This is a genomic window from Pseudomonas sp. TKO26, assembly GCF_003225665.1.
GTDB lineage: Bacteria > Pseudomonadota > Gammaproteobacteria > Pseudomonadales > Pseudomonadaceae > Aquipseudomonas > Aquipseudomonas saponiphila.
The window spans coordinates 41,829-59,603 of sequence record NZ_QKLN01000014.1; the positions used below are offsets into that span (position 1 = coordinate 41,829).

The following is a 17,775-nucleotide window of genomic DNA, read 5'->3' on the forward strand; positions in this document are numbered from 1 at the left end:
AATTGAGGAGCACATCGATGCGCGTAATTCTGCTGGGAGCTCCCGGGGCCGGTAAAGGTACTCAGGCAAAGTTCATCACTGAAAAGTTCGGCATTCCACAGATCTCCACCGGCGACATGCTGCGTGCGGCGGTCAAGGCCGGCACCGAGCTGGGTCTCAAGGCCAAGAGCGTGATGGACAGCGGTGGCCTGGTATCCGACGACCTGATCATCAACCTGGTCAAGGAACGCATCAGTCAGCCTGATTGCGCCAAGGGTTTCCTGTTCGACGGTTTCCCGCGCACCATTCCTCAGGCCGAAGCACTGGTCAAGGCCGGTGTGGAACTGGACAACGTGGTGGAAATTGCGGTCGACGACGAAGAGATCGTCCAGCGTATCGCCGGTCGCCGTGTGCACGAGGCGTCGGGCCGTGTGTACCACACCGTCTACAACCCGCCGAAGATCGCCGGCAAGGACGACATCACCGGTGAAGACCTGGTGCAGCGCAAGGACGACACCGAAGAAACCGTGCGTCATCGCCTGTCGGTCTACCACTCCCAGACCAAGCCACTGGTGGAGTTCTACCAGCAACTGGCCTCGACCCAGGGCAAGCCGAAGTACAGCCATATCCCGGGTGTGGGTTCGGTGGAAGTGATCACCGCCAAGGTACTTGAAGCCCTGAGCTGAATTACCTGATCGTTTGATCGTTCAACGGCCCGCTTGCGGGCCGTTGCTGTTTATAATGCGTCACTTTTTTCAATGCCGATGGAACCCCGAATGAGCACCTTGCTGGCCCTGGACACCGCGACTGAAGCTTGCTCCGTTGCTTTGCTGCATGACGGCAAGGTCACGAGCCATTACGAGGTGATCCCGCGCCTGCATGCGCAAAAGCTGTTGCCGATGATCCAGGAACTGCTGGCCAATGCCGGGACCACCTTGCAGGCGGTGGATGCCATCGCCTTTGGCCGCGGCCCGGGCGCCTTTACCGGCGTGCGCATCGCCATTGGCGTGGTGCAGGGGCTGGCCTTCGCCCTGGAGCGTCCGGTGCTGCCGGTGTCCAACCTGGCGGTGCTGGCCCAGCGTGCCCTGCGTGAGCACGGTGCGACCCAGGTGGCCGCGGCCATCGATGCGCGCATGGATGAAGTCTATTGGGGCTGCTATCGGGAAACGGCCGGCGAGATGCGCCTGGTCGGGGTCGAAGCCGTGCTGGCGCCGGAAGTCGCGAGCTTGCCGGCAGGCGCCGATGGTGACTGGTTTGGCGCTGGCACGGGTTGGGGGTATGGCCAGCGCATCGCCGTCACTCTTGGCGCTCAGGACGCGGGCATGCTGCCCCATGCCGAAGACCTGCTGACCTTGGCGAAATTTGCCTGGGAGCGGGGCGAGGCAATCGTCGCCGACGAGGCACAACCGGTCTATCTGCGGGATAAGGTGGCCACGCCCAAAGCCCGTTGAGGAGGGTCCAAGTGTTTGCGGTTGTTCAGATTTTTTCTGCCGACAGCCGCCAATCGTCTGTTTTTCAGCATCCTCCCTGTCCGGTTTTAAACCTTTTGGCTTTTCTGTGTTCTAGTTATCACTCGGGCATTTGCTAAGTCGCAGCAGTGCCGCTAAATTGCCATCATTGACCCCGGGCTTTTCAGTATGCGCATAGACGGCATCTCCTCGCAGTCCTACCCCATCAAGCGCAAGCCTCGCAAAGGCCCGGTGCTGGTAGACGAGTCCCTGGATGATGCCGATGCGATCGAAGTCCAGTCCGAACCCCAAAGCCGTTCCCAGGCTTCTGCCTCCCGCCCCGGCAATCTCCCTGCCCGTCCACAGGACATGATCTTCCAGCGCGCGATGAAAAAGAGCGTGGCCAATGCTCTGGCCAGCTACTTGACCACCGCCGGCTTTGTCGATTGGGATCTGGAAGTGGTGGGGCTCGACCTGCACATCTGATGCTGCCTTATTTCCTCGGTTGTCCTTCCTGGAGCGAAAACGCCTGGCGTGAGTACCTGTATCCGCAAGATGCCCGAGCGAATGATTTCCTCGGCCTGTATTCCCAGGTCTTCAACGCCGTCGAAGGCAACACCACCTTCTATGCCCGGCCCGCACCAACGACGGTGCAGCGCTGGGCCGAGATCATGCCCGAGCACTTTCGCTTCACCGCCAAGTTTCCCGGCGACATCAGTCACGGCGGTGACCTGCGCCAGCAGTTGAGCGCTGCCGAGACTTTTGTTCAGTTGCTCAGCCCGTTGGGTGAACGGGTATCGCCCCTGTGGTTGCAACTGCCAGCCAGCTTCGCGCCCCAGCGACTGGCGGAGCTGGCGGGTTTTATCGATGGCCTGGAGCGGCCTCTGGCGGTGGAGGTCCGGCACCCGGAATTCTTTGCCAAGGGCGATGCCGAGCGCATGCTCAACCGATTGTTGCGTGAGCGGGGTGTCGAGCGCATTTGCCTGGATCCGCGGGCCCTGTTCAGTTGCACGTCCAGCGCTCCGGCAGTGCTCCATGCGCAGTCGAAAAAGCCCCGGGTGCCGCCGCGGCCGGCGGCCTTCACTCAGTTTCCCCAGGTACGTTTCATCGGCCATCCGGAGCTGGAGGCCAACGATCCGTTCCTAGTGCCCTGGATCGGCAAGGTCGCCACCTGGATCGAGGAGGGGCGCACGCCCTATGTGTTCCTGCACACCTCGGACAACCGCCTGGCAGCGGAACTGGCCCGACGTTTTCACGCTCGGCTGATGCAACGTTTGCCTGGCTTGCCCGCGTTGCCTGAGTTATACAGAGAGCCCGCCGCAGAGCAGCTTGGCCTGCTCTGAGGCGGTTTCACTGCCTTCTTCAGGAGCGAGCAAATGGACGCGCAATCCCTTCGAGCCAACGCTTTCAAGGCCCTGCACGAGCGTGCCGGTGCCTTTGTCATTCCCAACCCCTGGGATGCCGGTTCCGCGAGGATGCTGGCCGGCCTGGGTTTCGAAGCGCTGGCCACCACCAGCGCGGGCTACGCCTTCTCTCTGGGGCGCCCGGACGCCGAGGGCGCGGTCAGCCTGGAAGACACCTTGAACAACGTCCGCGGGATCGTCGGGGCTACTAGCCTGCCGGTGGCGGTGGACCTGGAAAACGGTTTTTCCGACAGCCCCGAAGGCTGCGCCCAGGCGCTGTTGCTGGCAGCGGCCAGTGGCGTGGTGGGCGGTTCGATCGAGGATGCCAGCGGGCGTGCCGACGAGCCTATTTATGACTTCAATCTGGCGGTTGAGCGTATCGAGGCCTGTGTCGTCGCAGCTCGCAGCCTGCCATTTCCCTTCACCCTGACGGCTCGGGCGGAGAATCTGCTCCACGGTCGTGACGATCTGCCTGACACCATCCGCCGTTTGCAGGCCTTTGCCGAAGCCGGGGCCGATGTGCTGTATGCACCGGGGTTGCGCAGCGCCGAGGAAATCCTGCAAGTGGTGCGGGCCGTGGCCCCCAGGCCGGTGAACGTGCTGATGGCCGGCGGCCTCAACCTGAGCGTTACGCAACTGGCGGAGCTGGGGGTCAAGCGCATCAGCGTCGGTTCCGCCATGGCTCGGGCAGCCTATGGAGCGTTCTACCGCGCGGCTGAAGACATTCGTGATCACGGTCGCTTCGACTTTGCCGAGCGGGCGATGCCGTTCCAGCAGATCAATCAATTGTTCAAGCGCCCATGAATCGGGAGTTTATGTGCGGGGACTGAAAGTGCTGGGCGCCTTGTTGCTGCTGGGCGCCCTGTTGTTGATCGGCATCCGCCTGGGCTGGTTGCCGGTGGCTGCTGCGTGGAACCCCTGGGCGCCGCTGGATGTGCAGGCCAAGCCCAATCTGCTGACTCGTTTCAAGCTGGCGCGGCTGCGGGATGATCCGCAGCTGTGCGATGAAGTGTTGGCGCGCTCCGGTTTGCGCACCAGTCGCCAACCCGACAGTCGTGGCGACGTGGCCTGCCCGCTGAGCAATACCTTGCGGGTGCAAGGGGGCGCGGTCGCGTTGAGCAGCAGCTTTCTCGCCAGTTGTCCGCTGGCGGTGGCGTTTGCTCTGTACGAGCGCCACGGACTGCAGCCGGCGGCGCAGGCGGTGTACGGACAGCGAGTGGCGCGGGTCGATCATCTGGGCAGCTTTGCCTGCCGCAATATGTATAGCCGCGAAAAGGGCGCGCGCAGTCAGCATGCCAGCGCCAATGCCCTGGATATTGCCGGCTTTCGTCTGAGCGATGGACGCAGTATCAGCGTGCTGCGGGATTGGCCCAAGGACAGCAGTGAAGGGCGCTTTCTGCGGCTGGCCCGGGACGGCGCCTGCGATGCGTTCAATGTGGTGCTGGGGCCGGACTACAACAGCGCGCACCGCAACCATTTCCATCTGGATGTGGGACCTTGGTGGGTGTGTCGCTGAAGAACGGCTCAGGCGGCGATGCGCAGGTTCTGCAGGATCAGCGGGCGAGCCCAGCCGATGTCGAAATCCATCTGCCGTTGCTGTTCGATGAGCTCCTCCGGCGGGAACGGTTCGGCCGGCTTGTCCAGCAGGTCCAGCTCGAATTCGGCGATCGGCAAGTGCAGAGGACGCGGTTCCGGCGCGGGACCAGGAGCGGGCACGGGCTGGCCGGCATTGAGCACGAGCGGCCGCACCCAGCCATTTTCGAAGTTCTGCTGGCGTTGCTGGGCGATGATTTCTTCCGGCGGGAACGGCGCAGCGGGCTTGTCCAGCAGATCCATTTCGAATTCGGCGATCGGTAGGAACAGCGGCTCAGGAGGGCGAACTTCGGTTTCCTGCACGTCGCAGTGGCGCTGATTGACGATCTGCGCCAGCAGGTCGCTACCGCCCGCCGGCTCTACCGGGCCATCGACGGCAACCGCTGGCAGCCCTTCAACGCTCGCGCCATCTCCCCGTTGCTCGGCCAGGGCCTGGGCAAAGAAATCCTGCCACAGATGGCTGACGCCGCTCAGTGCCTGGGAGTTGCGTAGGCCATAGTCGCCGTGGCGAGAGATATAACCTATCGATGTGCGTTGAATGTCTGACATTGCTCTCGGTCGACGCTTGAGCTCTGGCAAAATGGCCGATAGTTCTGTTATCGGCCGTTTTTGCCGATCATTAATTTTTTGAGTGTGGTTTCAGATGAATGAGCAACCCGCGGCCTGCCGCATCCAAGTCGAGGCCCTGGGCGCTGGCTTCGAGCCCCTGGCGCGGCAATGGGCCGAGCGCCTGAACCTGCCCTTGCAGATCGACGAGCCGGAGTTCGCGCTGCAGGTCGGTGAGCAGGGCCTGCAATTGCAGCAGTTGGGGGCGGATGCGCCGGGGCCGGTACGAGTCGACTTCGTCGAAGGCGGCGCGGCCCATCGACGCCTGTATGGCGGTGGTAGCGGACAGATGATCGCCAAGGCGGTGGGGGTGGCCCAGGGCATACGGCCCCGGGTGCTGGATGCGACGGCGGGGTTGGGCAAGGACGGTTTTGTCCTCGCTACCCTGGGATGCGAGATGAGCCTGATCGAACGTCAGCCATTGATTGGCGCACTATTGGAAGACGGTCTGGCCCGAGCCGCGCTGGACGCCGAAGTGGCGCCGATCGTGGCTCGCATGCATTTGCTCAAGGGCAATTCCATCGAACTGATGCGCAACTGGGAAGGCGAGCCGCCTCAGGTGATCTACCTCGATCCGATGTTTCCCCATCGGGAAAAAAGCGCGTTGGTGAAAAAGGAAATGCGCTTGTTCCGCCCGCTGGTGGGGGACGACAACGATGCCCCGGCGCTGCTGGCGGCAGCCCTGGCCCTGGCCAGCCATCGGGTGGTGGTCAAGCGCCCACGCAAGGCCCCGTGCATTGATGGGCCCAAGCCGAGTCACGGGCTGGAGGGCAAGTCCAGCCGCTATGACATCTACCCGAAGAAGGCCCTCAAGGCCTGAGCCACCTGTAGGAGCCGGCTTGCCGGCGAAGGCCATTTTCAGAGGCTGTTCGCTGGCGAGCCAGCTCCTACTCAAACCTGCTCCTGCGGCCTGTAGGCGCGGATGAACAGCGCCACCACTTCCTGCACGTGCTCTTCCGCCGCGGCGCCCCTCAACGGCTCGCCGCAGCCATAGAGCAGACGGAAGTTCGCCCCGCCCTTGAGCATGCAGAAGAAGTGTTCGGCGGCATTGCGCGGCTTGTCGATGTGCAAGGTGCCCAACTCGTTGATTCGCCTCAGCAGCCGTTCCATGCCCTGCAACACGCGTTCCGGGCCGGCTTCGATGAACATCTGCGAGAGCTTGGGATCCTGGTTGCCCAGGGCCATGATCAGGCGATGCAGGTTCACCGACTCGTCGCTGTTGATCAGTTGGTGAAAGCCTCTGGCAATGTTCAGCAGGACGCTTTCCACCGACGCGTTGGGCGTCAGTTCGTAGATCAGCGTCGGCAACTGCTCTTCGCACTTGGCCACCACCGCGGCGGTGAACAGGGTCTCCTTGTCATTGAAGTGGCTGTACACCGTGAGTTTTGAAACGCCGGCTTCGGCGGCGACCGCATCCATGCTGGTACTGGCGTAGCCATTGCTCAGAAACAGGTTTTTCGCTGCTTCGAGAATGGCCTGGCGCTTGGCCAGGTCTTTGGGCCTGCCTGGCCCAACGTTTGCGGAAGGATTGTCGGACATTTTTCGCTGTTAATACTGGACTGGTGAGTTTGCTATTAATAACATACCGGCCAGTATAATTATTCAAAGCACCATTAGCGAAGGGTCGCCGCCATGTTCCGCTATGCCTTGCCAGTCAGCCTGGCTTTTTTTCTGTCTGCTTGTGGGCACGAAGAGCCCGTTCAAATTGGCATCCGACCGGCCATGGTGGTCCAGCCAGAGCCTTCGGCACGGGCTTCGGACAGTTACCCCGGCGAGGTGCGAGCTCGTTACGAACCCGAGCTGGCATTCCGCATTGGCGGCAAGGTCAGTCGACGACTGGTTGAAGAAGGCGAGCGGGTCAAGGCCAATCAGCCCCTTGCCGAGCTCGATCCGCAGGACGTGCGCCTGCAGCTTGAGGCCACCCGGGCCCAGGTCACTGCGGCCAGTGCCAACCTCAATCTGGTGCGTGCCGAGCGCGATCGCTACAAGACCCTGCTGGACCGGCAGATGGTCAGCCGTTCCCAGTACGACAATGCCGAAAACCTTTATCGCGCCGGTGAAGCACGGTTGAAGCAGATCAAGGCCGAGTTCGACGTGGCCAGCAACCAGGCCGGCTATGCCGTGCTGCGGGCTCCCCAGGATGGCGTGGTGGCCAAGCGCGCGGTGGAAGTCGGGCAGGTGGTAGCGGCGGGGCAGACGGTCTTCACTCTGGCCACCGATGGCGAGCGCGAGGTGCTGATCAGTTTCCCCGAACAGAATTATGGTCGCTTCAAGGTGGGCCAGCCGGTATCGGTCGAACTCTGGACCCAACCGGGCCAGCGCTTCGACGGGCACATCCGCGAGCTGTCGCCGGCTGCCGATCCGAAGTCCCGGACCTTCGCCGCGCGCATTGCCTTCAACTCCGGCAAGGTTCCCGCCGAGCTTGGCCAGAGCGCCCGGGTGTTTATCCAGAATGGTGAGGCGGTGCCGTTGTCGGTGCCGTTGTCGGCGCTGTCCGCGGAAGGCGGGGCGACTTACGTCTGGCGGGTCGATGCCAACGGCACCCTGCACAAGACCCCGGTGCGGGTCGGTGCTTTCGGCGAGAAGAGCGTACCGGTGCTCGAAGGCTTGAGCGCCAGCGATTGGGTGGTGGCCGCCGGCGTGCATGTGCTCCACGAGGGCTTGCAGGTACGCCCGGTGGATCGCTCCAACCGTGTAGTCAATCTGGCGGCCAAGGAGTAATCCACGATGGGTTTCAACCTTTCCGCCTGGGCGTTGCGCAATCGCCAGATCGTCCTGTTCCTGATGCTGCTGCTGGCCATTGTCGGGGCGCTGTCCTACACCAAGCTGGGGCAGAGCGAAGATCCGCCCTTCACCTTCAAGGCCATGGTGATTCGCACCAACTGGCCGGGGGCCACGGCCCAGGAAGTCTCGCGCCAGGTCACCGAGCGCATTGAAAAGAAACTCATGGAGACCGGCGAGTACGACCGCATTGTCTCCTTCTCCCGGCCCGGGGAGTCCCAGGTGACCTTCATCGCCCGGGACTCGATGCACTCCAACGAGATCCCCGATCTCTGGTACCAGGTCCGCAAGAAGATCAGCGATATCCGTCACACCCTGCCACCGGGCATCCAGGGGCCGTTCTTCAACGATGAGTTCGGCACCACCTTTGGCAACATCTACGCGCTGACCGGCAAGGGTTTCGACTACGCGGTCCTCAAGGACTACGCCGACCGCATCCAGATCCAGCTGCAACGGGTCAAGGATGTGGGCAAGGTCGACCTGCTGGGCCTGCAGGACGAGAAGATCTGGATCGAGCTGTCCAACGTCAAGCTGGCCACCCTGGGGCTGCCGCTGGCGGCCGTGCAGCAAGCGCTGGAAGAACAGAACGCTGTCTCCACCGCCGGGTTCTTCGAAACCCCCAGTGAGCGGGTGCAACTGCGGGTATCGGGCAATTTCCAGACGGTGGAGCAGATTCGCAATTTCCCGATCCGCGTGGCCGGTCGGACCTTCCGCATCGGTGATGTGGCGGATGTGCGTCGTGGTTTCAACGACCCTCCCGCCCCGCGCATGCGCTTCATGGGGGAAGACGCCATCGGCCTGGCCGTGGCGATGAAGGAGGGCGGCGATATCCTGGTGCTGGGCAAGGCCCTGGAAGGCGAGTTCTCGCGCCTGCAGAAAAGCCTCCCAGCGGGCATGGAGCTGCGCAAGGTGTCCGACCAGCCGGCGGCGGTGAAGACCGGGGTCGGCGAGTTTGTCCGGGTGCTGGCCGAGGCGCTGATCATCGTGCTGCTGGTGAGTTTCTTCTCCCTGGGCGTGCGTACCGGCATGGTGGTGGCCCTGGCCATTCCCCTGGTGTTGGCGATGACGTTCGCCACCATGTACTACCTGGGCATCGGCCTGCACAAGATCTCCCTGGGCGCGTTGGTGCTGGCCCTGGGGCTATTGGTGGACGACGCGATCATTGCCGTGGAGATGATGGCGATCAAGATGGAGCAGGGCTTTGACCGGATCAAGGCCGCCAGCTTCGCCTGGACCAGCACCGCCTTTCCCATGCTCACGGGCACCCTGATCACGGCGGCGGGCTTCCTGCCGATCGCCACGGCCCAGTCGGGCACCGGTGAATACACCCGTTCGATCTTCCAGGTGGTGACCATCGCCCTGGTGGCCTCGTGGATCGCCGCCGTGGTGTTTGTCCCCTACCTGGGGGAAAAGCTCCTGCCGGATCTGGCCAAGATCCATGCCGCCAAGCACGGCGCCGAGTCCAACCCCCACGGCACGCCGTTTTATCAGCGTGTGCGCCGCGTGGTCGGCTGGTGTGTGGAGCGGCGCAAGACCGTGATCGTGCTGACCATCCTGGCGTTTGTCGGCTCGGTCATGCTGTTCCGCTTCGTGCCGCAGCAATTCTTCCCGGCCTCGGGACGCCTGGAACTGATGGTCGACCTGAAGCTGGCGGAGGGCGCCTCCCTGAGCAATACCGCCGACGAGGTCAAGCGTCTGGAAGCGATGCTCAAGGATCACCCGGGCATCGATAACTACGTGGCCTATGTGGGCACCGGTTCGCCGCGTTTCTACCTGCCGCTGGACCAGCAACTGCCGGCCACCAGCTTTGCCCAGTTCGTGGTGCTGGCCAAGTCCATCGAGGAGCGCGAAAGCCTGCGGGGTTGGCTGATCTCCACCCTCAATGAACAGTTCCCGGCCCTGCGTTCGCGTGTCACGCGCCTGGAGAACGGGCCGCCCGTGGGTTACCCGGTGCAGTTCCGGGTCACCGGCGAACACATCGAGGAAGTCCGCGCCCTGGCGCGCAAGGTCGCGGCCAAGGTCCGTGAGAACCCCCATGTGGTCAACGTGCACCTGGACTGGGAAGAGCCGAGCAAGGTGGTCTACCTGAACGTCGATCAGGATCGCGCCCGGGCACTGGGGGTAAGTACCGCCAACCTGTCGAAGTTCCTCCAGAGCTCGCTGATCGGCTCCACCGTCAGCCAGTACCGCGAGGACAACGAACTGATCGAGATCCTTCTGCGCGGTACTCGCGAGGAGCGTAGCGAACTGTCGTTGCTGCCGAGCCTGGCGGTGCCCACCGACAACGGCAAGAGCGTGTCGCTGTCCCAGGTGGCGACCCTGGAATACGGCTTTGAGGAAGGGGTGATCTGGCATCGCAATCGTCTGCCCAACGTCACCGTGCGCGCCGACATCTATGGCAAGGAACAGCCGGCGACCCTGGTGCAGCAGATCCTGCCGACCCTGGAGCCGATCCGCGCCGAACTGCCGGATGGCTACCTGCTGGATGTGGGCGGCACCGTCGAGGATTCGACCCGTGGCCAGAACTCGGTGAAGGCGGGGGTGCCGCTGTTCATCGTGGTGGTGCTGACCTTGCTGATGATCCAGCTGCGCAGCTTTTCACGCACGGCGATGGTGTTTCTCACCGCGCCCTTGGGGCTGATCGGGGTCACCCTGTTTCTACTGGTGTTCCGCCAGCCGTTCGGCTTTGTAGCCATGCTCGGGACCATTGCCCTGTCGGGGATGATCATGCGCAACTCGGTGATCCTGGTGGACCAGATCGAGCAGGACATCAAGGCCGGGCAGAAGCCCTGGGATGCGATCATCGAAGCCACGGTGCGGCGTTTCCGGCCCATCGTGCTGACGGCCCTGGCGGCGGTGCTGGCGATGATTCCGTTGTCGCGCAGCGTGTTCTTCGGGCCGATGGCGGTGGCCATCATGGGCGGGCTGATCGTCGCAACGGTGCTGACCCTGCTGTTCTTGCCGGCACTTTATGCGGCATGGTTCCGCGTCAAGAAGTCGTAGGAGCCGGCTTGCCGGCGAAGAGCCCCTTGAGGCCGGCGTCCGCTTGCGGACGCCTTCGCCAGCAAGCGGGCTCCTACCGCTGAGGGGAAGGTCTTACAGGCTGCCGAAGACTTTCTTGGCCAGGCTGGTGGCGGCTGCCGCCGGGTTCTGGCGAATGTTCTCTTCCTGCTTGCCGATCATTTCAAACAGGCCATTGAGGGCTTGTTCGGTCACATAACCTTCGATATTGGCGTTCTTGGCATCCAGTACCCCCAGTGTCGCGGCCTGGCCGGCGAAGGAGTTGTACTGCTTGGCCAGACCGACCTGGTCGGTGGCCTGCTTGACGATCGGCAGGAACTTGGCGCGGATCTGCTCGCGGCTGCTCTTGTCCAGGTACTGGGTGGCAGAGTCCTTGCCGCCGGCGAGAATGCCCTTGGCGTCGGCCACGGTCATCTTTTTCACGGCATCCACCAGCAGGGCCTGGGCTTGCGGTACAGCCGCCTCGGCGGCCTTGTTCATGCTGGTTTCCAGCTGATCGACCTGATCGCCCATGCCGAACTGCTTCATTTTCTTCGCCACTTTGCCGAGATTGCCCGGCAGTTCGATGCGTACATCGGGGTTGTTGCTGAAACCGCCTGGGGTCCCCAGCTGCTTGACGGCGATCTGCGCGCCCTGGGTCAGGGCGTCCTTGAGGCCGCCGCTGGCGTCTCCCTGGGACAGGTCGCTGAGGGACAGGGCCAGGGCACTGGCGGAGATCATCAGGCCAGCGCACAGGCTGGTGAAGCGGAGCGAGGTACGGAGCATGGCGGCTTCCTTGGACAATGAGAGTTAACGTACAGCGTCGACACGGAGTTTCAGCGGCTGGGGATCCTTGCCATCAAGATTGACTCCGTTGTGTTCGGTGGTGATGAACATCAGCTTGCCGTCCAGCTCGATCCGCGCACTGACCGCGTAACGATGGCCTGGCTTGACCTGGGCCGGGTCGTAGCTGAGGTGGAAAGGCAGCGGCACCTGGCCCTTGATCGGACCTTTCTGCTCGGCCAGGACTTGCGCCGGCGCGTCCGCCAGGGACACGTCCTGCAGGCTCACGCTCAGGATGGCGGTGGCCGGTAGGGCGATGCGTTGCAGATAGAAGACTTCACCATCGAGGCTGGCCTTGGCCGCAGGCTGCATGGCTTGGCAGGCGCCAAGCAGCGCGGTGGCTGCCAGCAGGATGAGTTTTTTCATGGCGGATCTCCGTATCGGGGGCGCCGCAGATTCTGCGGCGCCGATAAGAATCTAGTCGCTTTGCACCGGCGTCGCGAGCTGCTCGGCGGCATCTTCGCTGCGATGCAGGGCGACCTGGCGGATCGACAGGCGAATCTCCGCCGGCAGCACGCGCTTGGCCGCGCCTTCGGCCAGGTCCCCCAGCAGTGGGTGGTAGCTCAGCTTGCCGGCTTCGTCGCGGCGCAATACGCCCTGGTCCAGTAGGGTCTGGATGAAGTGGCGGAACAGGCTCTTGTCGAAGAACTCCGGGGCATTGAGGCCATGCAGGATCGACAGGCGCTGGGCCATGACCGTGCATAGGTCTTCCAGCTCCTCGGCGCTGATGCTGTTCTGGCCGCTGTTGAGCAGCAGGGAAATGGCCATGTAGAAGCGTTGCAGGGTCTGGGCGATGCTCTTGGACAGCAGCGTCAGCAGGACAAAATGCCGCGAGCTGGGGGCCGGGCGCAGATACAGGTCCTTCTCGAAGCGCAGCAGGCCCTGCTCGACGAAGGCTTCCAGCCACTGGTCCACCACCGCGTCCAGTTCTTCCAGCGACCAGCGGATGAACAGCTCCGACTGCAGGTAGGGATAGAGCGCGCGGGTATAGCGCAGGATCTGTTCGCGGCTCATGCGCGACGAGCTCTGGAAGAAGCTCGCCAGCAGCGCCGGCAGGGCGAAGATGTGCAGCACGTTGTTGCGGTAGTAGGTCATCAGGACGGCGTTCTGCTCGTCCAGGTAGAGGATCTTGCCCAGGGCGTCGCTTTGCTCGGCCAGCAGGTCCATGTCCTTGACGTGCTGGATCAGCGCCCGGCCATCACCTTCCGGCAAGGTGGTGTGGGGCGAGTAGGGGACGCGGCGCAGCAGTGCCAGGTACAGGTCCAGGACTCGGGCCATGGCGCGTTCGTCCAGGGCCAGGCGGCTGGTGGAGAGCAGGGCCAGGGCCACCAGGTTCACCGGGTTGATCGCCGCGGCTTCATTGAGGTGCTGGGCCACCCGTTCGCCCAGGCGATTGGTGGTTTCGTTGAGCCAGGCCGGGCGGTACTGGGGGGCCAGTTCCTGAGTGCGCCAGTCCGGTTGCTCCTGGTCGAGGAACTGCGCCAGCTTGATCGGTTCGCCGAAGTTCACCGCCACCTGGCCGAAGCGCTGCTTGAGGGCGCCGATGACCTTGAAGATGTCGAAGATCGACTCCTTCTTCTTGCTCGCGCCGCGCAGCTCGCCCAGGTAGGTGCGGCCTTCCAGCACTCGCTCGTAGCCGATGTACACCGGCACGAAGACGATGGGCATGCGCGAATTGCGCAGGAAGCTGCGCAGGGTAATGGCCAGCATTCCGGTCTTGGGTTGCAGCATGCGTCCGGTGCGCGAGCGGCCGCCTTCGACGAAATACTCAACCGGGAAGCCCTTGGTGAACAGGGTGTGCAGGTACTCGTTGAACACCGAGGTGTAGAGCGGGTTGCCCTTGAAGGTGCGGCGCATGAAGAAGGCCCCGCCGCGGCGCAGCAGGCCGCCGATCACCGGCATGTTGAGGTTGATCCCGGCGGCGATGTGTGGCGGCGTCAGGCCGTTGCGAAACAGCAGGTAGGACAGCAGCAGGTAGTCGATATGGCTGCGGTGGCAGGGCACGTAGATCACTTCGTGACCCTGGGCGATCTTCTGCACGCCTTCCAGGTGGTTGACCTTGATCCCGTCGTAGATCTTGTTCCAGAACCAGCTGAGCACCACTTCCAGGAAGCGGATCGCGGTGTAGGTGTAGTCCGAGGCGATCTCGTTGCCGTAGCGCAGGGCCTGGGCCTTGGCTTTTTCCGGGGAAATGTTTTCGCGCTCGGCCTCGTCGAGAATCGCCTGTTTCACCAGGGGCTGGTTGAGCAGGCCCTTGACCAGGTTGCGCCGGTGGGAGATGTCCGGGCCGATGACCGCGGCCTTGAGGTTGCGAAAGTGCACCCGCAGGATGCGCTGGGCCATGCGTACGGTGCGCTCATGGCCCTTGTTGTGTTCGATCAGCTCCCGCAGGTTGATCGGCGCGGAGAACTGCACTCGGGTCTTGCGTCCCAGGATCATGATGCTCAGCAGCCGGCGCAGGCGCCCGGTGACCGCCCAGCTGTCGGCGAACAGCAGTTTCCACGGGCTGGATTCACTGTCCGGGGACTGGCCCCAGAACACGCTGACCGGAATGATCTGCGCATCTTCGGCGGCGTTCTGGGCCAGTGCGCTGACCAGTCGGGTCAGGGTCGGTGGCGCGCCGCGCTTGTCCTGGCGGCCGAGCCAGTCGGGCTCCGGGGTCAGGTAGAAGAACGCCGCAGGCTCCAGCAGGTTGCCCACCGACACCGGCAGCACCGGGCGTGGCAGACCGGCCTTGGTGCATTCGCTATCGACCACGGCGAGGTCGGTCAGGGATGGGTTTTGCAGGACGTAGAACACCGGCCGGCTGCGGTCGAGGTCGAGGGTGAAGGACGACTGGTTGATGGTTTCCGAGCGCACCCAGAGGTACAGCAGGCGGCGCAAGGTGCCAAACACAAGACGGCGGATCGGGGAGCGGGTCATACGGCTTCTGCGTGAGTGAATATGTGGATGAACACAAAACCGAGCAACTGCTCGGGGCCGGTAGTGTGCCGGATTCGTCGAAAATCGGCAAAAAAGCGCCGAAACAAGATTGAGTTGAGAGTTTTTACGCCTGTCATATACTCGGCCGACTCTCCCGCGGCCGTATTGCCTCCTGTCATAGAGAGACAGGCCTAGGGAAAGTTCTCAAGGTTTGGTTGCAGTGCGCCAATCCAATAATAAAAAAATGAGGTATGGATTCATGACTACTCGTGAGACCGGCAACGTGAAGTGGTTCAACGACGCCAAGGGCTACGGCTTTATCCAGCGTGAAGGCGGGGCGGACGTGTTTGTCCACTATCGAGCGATCCGTGGCGAAGGCCACCGTTCCCTGACCGAAGGCCAGCAGGTGGAGTACGCCGTGGTCGAAGGCCAGAAAGGTCTGCAGGCCGAAGACGTCGTCGGCCTGTAACCCACCCGGTAGGAGCTGGCTTGCCAGCGAAGGCGCCGGTCTATCGAGCGCAAGTCTTGAAGGCCTCTTCGCCGGCAAGCCGGCTCCTACGGGTATGCGGTGGTCAGGCGGTGCGCCAGGTAATCTCTTCTTCACCGTCGGCGCTGATGCGAATCCAGCGATCGGCGGACTCTTCACCCTCTTCCTCGACCCAGCTGCCCGGTGCGCAGCGCACTTCCACGTTCAAGGCGGCAAAGGCCGCGCGGGCGCAGGCGATGTCGTCATCCCACGGGGTCTGGTCGCTTTCCAGGTACAGGCTGTTCCACTTGCCCACCGCTTTGGGCAGCCAGGTCACGGGCACGTCGCCTGCGCTGCATTTGTAGGTCTGGCCCTTCTGGACCCAGTCGCTGCAAGGGCCGAGCACGGCGCCGAGCCAGGCGGCGATGGCCTTGTAGTCGACGTCGGCGTCTTTCAGGTAAATCTCGATATCGGGCTGGCGCATGGATGTCCTCATTGCCGGTCTGAAAAATCCATTCGCGGATTTCTTCGACCCCGGGTCGATGCCCGAAGTCGTGGGTTGTAGTGGGGTTATTGCAGCACGAAGTAATCGTAGCGCATCGATACGCTGACCTCGAAAGGCTCGCTTTGCTCGATCACCGCGGCCCGGCGTTCGGCGCTGGCGCGCCAGCCGTGAGGAGTCATGGCCAGTAGGTTGGCGCGATCTTCCGGGCGTTCCAGGCACAGCTTGAACTCCAGGGTTTCGCTGTGGGCCAGGGCCATGCCTTCAGGCACCAGGGCCAGGTGCTTGTCGTCGGTGTACTCGCGCACCTCGTCGTACAGGCGCTCGCGCAGTTCCATCAGGTGGCCGCTGGTGGGGCCGACCTTCATCAGGCCGCCGCCGGGGCTCAACAGACGCTTGGCCTCCTGCCAGTCGAGGGGGCTGAAGACGCTGGCGAGAAACTGGCAACTGGCATCGGCCAGGGGGATGCGCGCCATGCTGGCGACCATCCAGGTCAGTTGCGGCGCGCGGCGGCAGGCGCGTTTCACCGCTTCCCGGGAAATATCCAGGGCGTAGCCGTCGGCGCCAGGCAGGGCCTCGGCCAGTTGCGCGGTGTAGTAACCCTCGCCACAACCGATGTCGACCCAGCGCTGGGGCGCGCGTTCCGCCGCCAGCTCGGCCAGGCGCCGGGCCACCGGGGCGTAGTGCCCGGCGTTGAGGAAGTCGCGGCGGGCCTCGACCATGGCCTGGTTGTCGCCTGGGTCACGGCTGTTCTTGTGCTGCACCGGCAGCAGGTTCAGGTAGCCCTGGCGCGCGCGGTCGAAGCGATGCCCGGCCGGGCAGACCACGCCGTTGTCCACGGCGTTCAGCGGGGCGCTGCAAAGAGGACAGGCCAGCATCAGGCAAGCAACTTGACGAGCGTCTGGTAGTAGATCTCGGTCAGCACATCCAGGTCGCTGGCCAGGATCCGCTCGTTGACCTGGTGGATGGTTGCGTTGACCGGGCCCAACTCCACTACCTGGGTGCCCAGGGTGGCGATGAACCGACCGTCGGAAGTACCACCACTGGTGGACGCCTTGGTGTCGCGGCCGGTGACCTGCTTGATGCTGGCCGAAACCGCGTCCAGCAGGGCGCCGGGTTCGGTGAGGAATGGCAGGCCGGACAGGGCCCAGTCCACGTGCCAGTCCAGGCCGTGCTTGTCGAGGATCGCCGCGACCCGCTGTTGCAGGCCTTCCACGGTGGATTCGGTGGAGAAGCGGAAGTTGAACACCGCCACCAGGTCACCGGGGATTACATTGGTAGCGCCGGTGCCTGAATTGAGGTTGGAGATCTGGAAGCTGGTGGGCGGGAAGAAGGCATTGCCGTCATCCCAGTGCTCGGCCGCCAGTTCCGCCAGGGCCGGGGCCGCCAGGTGGATCGGGTTCTTCGCCAGGTGCGGGTAGGCCACGTGGCCCTGTACCCCACGCACCGTAAGCTTGGCGCCGAGGGAGCCGCGGCGGCCGTTCTTGACCACGTCGCCCACCAGGCTGGTACTCGAAGGCTCACCCACGATGCACCAGTCCAGGCGTTCCTTGCGTGCCGCCAGGCGCTCCACCACCGCCTTGGTGCCGTGGTGCGCGGGGCCTTCTTCGTCGCTGGTGATGAGGAAGGCGACCGAGCCCTTGTGGTCCGGGTAGTCGGCGACAAAGCGCTCGGCAGCCACCACCATCGCGGCCAGGCTGCCTTTCATGTCCGCCGCGCCACGGCCGCAGAGCATGCCGTGTTCATCGATCAGGGCTTCGAACGGATCGTTCTGCCAGGCCTGGACCGGCCCGGTGGGCACCACGTCGGTGTGGCCGGCGAAGCACAGCACCGGACCTTCGTGCCGGCCATGGGTGGCCCAGAAGTTGTCCACGTCCTCGATGCGCATCGGCTCCAGCTTGAAGCCGGCATCGCCCAGGCGCTGCATCATCATTTTCTGGCAGTCGGCGTCGACCGGTGTCACCGAGGGGCGACGGATCAGGTCACAGGCAAGTTGCAGGGTCGGCGAAAGCTCGGCATGGGCCGTCATGGGGAACTCCGGTGCAAGGCAAGATCAGGCGCAGCTCTTTTCTTGTTGTAGGAGCGAGCTTGCTCGCGATGGACTCAAGAGCGGCGCAGAGCTTCAGGTGCTGGCGTCATTCTTGACATCTATCGCGAGCAAGCTCGCTCCTACAGGGAGAGCTGCGGGCTAGGCGCGCAAAATGGCGGATATCTTAAAGCAAAACGGCGGCC

18 protein-coding genes are annotated in these 17,775 nt (G+C 63.6%); 10 read left to right on the top strand and 8 right to left on the bottom strand.

Annotation, left to right across the window (positions count from 1 at the left end):
- Positions 1-17: 17 nt before the first annotated feature.
- The 6 genes from adk (at position 18) to DNK59_RS19545 (ending at position 4,346) form a co-directional block, all read left to right on the top strand.
- Positions 18-665, top strand: coding sequence for an adenylate kinase (adk, locus tag DNK59_RS19520; RefSeq protein ID WP_060837737.1), 648 nt, complete (start codon positions 18-20; stop codon positions 663-665).
- 90 nt (positions 666-755) lie between these two features.
- A complete protein-coding gene (gene tsaB / locus DNK59_RS19525; protein WP_092319980.1) occupies positions 756-1,430 on the top strand; it encodes a tRNA (adenosine(37)-N6)-threonylcarbamoyltransferase complex dimerization subunit type 1 TsaB in 675 nt (224 codons plus the stop codon).
- 186 nt (positions 1,431-1,616) lie between these two features.
- Positions 1,617-1,913: a hypothetical protein gene (locus tag DNK59_RS19530; RefSeq protein ID WP_092319982.1), complete on the top strand. Its 297-nt coding sequence runs from the start codon at positions 1,617-1,619 to the stop codon at positions 1,911-1,913.
- Positions 1,910-2,770, top strand: coding sequence for a DUF72 domain-containing protein (locus DNK59_RS19535; RefSeq protein ID WP_110724305.1), 861 nt, complete (start codon positions 1,910-1,912; stop codon positions 2,768-2,770). The genes DNK59_RS19530 and DNK59_RS19535 overlap by 4 nt, the downstream gene beginning before the upstream one ends.
- Positions 2,771-2,803: 33 nt before the next feature.
- On the top strand, positions 2,804-3,634 hold the full coding sequence (locus DNK59_RS19540; protein WP_092319984.1) for an oxaloacetate decarboxylase: 831 nt from the start codon (positions 2,804-2,806) through the stop codon (positions 3,632-3,634).
- Positions 3,635-3,647: 13 nt separating this feature from the next.
- Positions 3,648-4,346 carry an extensin family protein gene (locus DNK59_RS19545; RefSeq protein WP_110724251.1) on the top strand — a complete coding sequence of 233 codons (699 nt, stop codon included), beginning with the start codon at positions 3,648-3,650 and terminating at the stop codon, positions 4,344-4,346.
- An 8-nt stretch (positions 4,347-4,354) separates the two neighbouring features.
- On the opposite strand, the gene DNK59_RS19550 is transcribed toward DNK59_RS19545, so the two are convergent.
- Complete coding sequence (locus DNK59_RS19550; protein ID WP_110724252.1) at positions 4,355-4,972, bottom strand: energy transducer TonB; 618 nt, start codon at positions 4,970-4,972, stop codon at positions 4,355-4,357.
- A 94-nt stretch (positions 4,973-5,066) separates the two neighbouring features.
- On the opposite strand from DNK59_RS19550, the gene DNK59_RS19555 reads away from it, so the two are divergent.
- Positions 5,067-5,849, top strand: coding sequence for a class I SAM-dependent methyltransferase (locus DNK59_RS19555; RefSeq protein ID WP_110724253.1), 783 nt, complete (start codon positions 5,067-5,069; stop codon positions 5,847-5,849).
- A gap of 71 nt (positions 5,850-5,920) precedes the next feature.
- Here DNK59_RS19555 and DNK59_RS19560 read toward each other — a convergent pair whose 3' ends face one another.
- On the bottom strand, positions 5,921-6,568 hold the full coding sequence (locus DNK59_RS19560; protein WP_110724254.1) for a TetR/AcrR family transcriptional regulator: 648 nt from the start codon (positions 6,566-6,568) through the stop codon (positions 5,921-5,923).
- 93 nt (positions 6,569-6,661) lie between these two features.
- Here DNK59_RS19560 and DNK59_RS19565 point away from each other — a divergent pair, with 93 nt between their 5' ends.
- Complete coding sequence (locus tag DNK59_RS19565; protein WP_110724255.1) at positions 6,662-7,750, top strand: efflux RND transporter periplasmic adaptor subunit; 1,089 nt, start codon at positions 6,662-6,664, stop codon at positions 7,748-7,750.
- 6 nt (positions 7,751-7,756) lie between these two features.
- A complete protein-coding gene (locus DNK59_RS19570; protein WP_110724256.1) occupies positions 7,757-10,813 on the top strand; it encodes an efflux RND transporter permease subunit in 3,057 nt (1,018 codons plus the stop codon).
- 93 nt (positions 10,814-10,906) lie between these two features.
- Here the strand turns inward: DNK59_RS19570 and DNK59_RS19575 are convergent, their stop codons facing one another.
- From DNK59_RS19575 to plsB, 3 genes are read right to left on the bottom strand one after another with little or no spacing between them, the layout of a single operon-like run.
- Entirely contained in the window at positions 10,907-11,596 is a 690-nt protein-coding gene (locus tag DNK59_RS19575) for a DUF4197 domain-containing protein (RefSeq protein ID WP_092319998.1), read from the bottom strand.
- Positions 11,597-11,620: 24 nt separating this feature from the next.
- Positions 11,621-12,019 (bottom strand): YbaY family lipoprotein, encoded by a 399-nt coding sequence (locus DNK59_RS19580; RefSeq protein WP_110724257.1) that lies wholly within the window; start codon positions 12,017-12,019, stop codon positions 11,621-11,623.
- Between the two features lie 51 nt (positions 12,020-12,070).
- Complete coding sequence (plsB, locus tag DNK59_RS19585) at positions 12,071-14,575, bottom strand: glycerol-3-phosphate 1-O-acyltransferase PlsB (protein WP_110724258.1); 2,505 nt, start codon at positions 14,573-14,575, stop codon at positions 12,071-12,073.
- A gap of 259 nt (positions 14,576-14,834) precedes the next feature.
- On the opposite strand from plsB, the gene DNK59_RS19590 reads away from it, so the two are divergent.
- Entirely contained in the window at positions 14,835-15,044 is a 210-nt protein-coding gene (locus DNK59_RS19590) for a cold-shock protein (RefSeq protein WP_011059510.1), read from the top strand.
- Between the two features lie 103 nt (positions 15,045-15,147).
- Here DNK59_RS19590 and DNK59_RS19595 read toward each other — a convergent pair whose 3' ends face one another.
- From DNK59_RS19595 to dapE, 3 genes are all read right to left on the bottom strand, one after another.
- Entirely contained in the window at positions 15,148-15,525 is a 378-nt protein-coding gene (locus tag DNK59_RS19595; protein ID WP_092320004.1) for a hypothetical protein, read from the bottom strand.
- An 86-nt stretch (positions 15,526-15,611) separates the two neighbouring features.
- Positions 15,612-16,421, bottom strand: coding sequence for a putative RNA methyltransferase (locus DNK59_RS19600; protein ID WP_110724259.1), 810 nt, complete (start codon positions 16,419-16,421; stop codon positions 15,612-15,614).
- Positions 16,421-17,572 (bottom strand): succinyl-diaminopimelate desuccinylase, encoded by a 1,152-nt coding sequence (gene dapE / locus DNK59_RS19605; protein WP_092320008.1) that lies wholly within the window; start codon positions 17,570-17,572, stop codon positions 16,421-16,423. Before dapE ends, DNK59_RS19600 begins: the two co-directional genes overlap by 1 nt.
- Between the last annotated feature and the right edge of the window lie 203 nt (positions 17,573-17,775).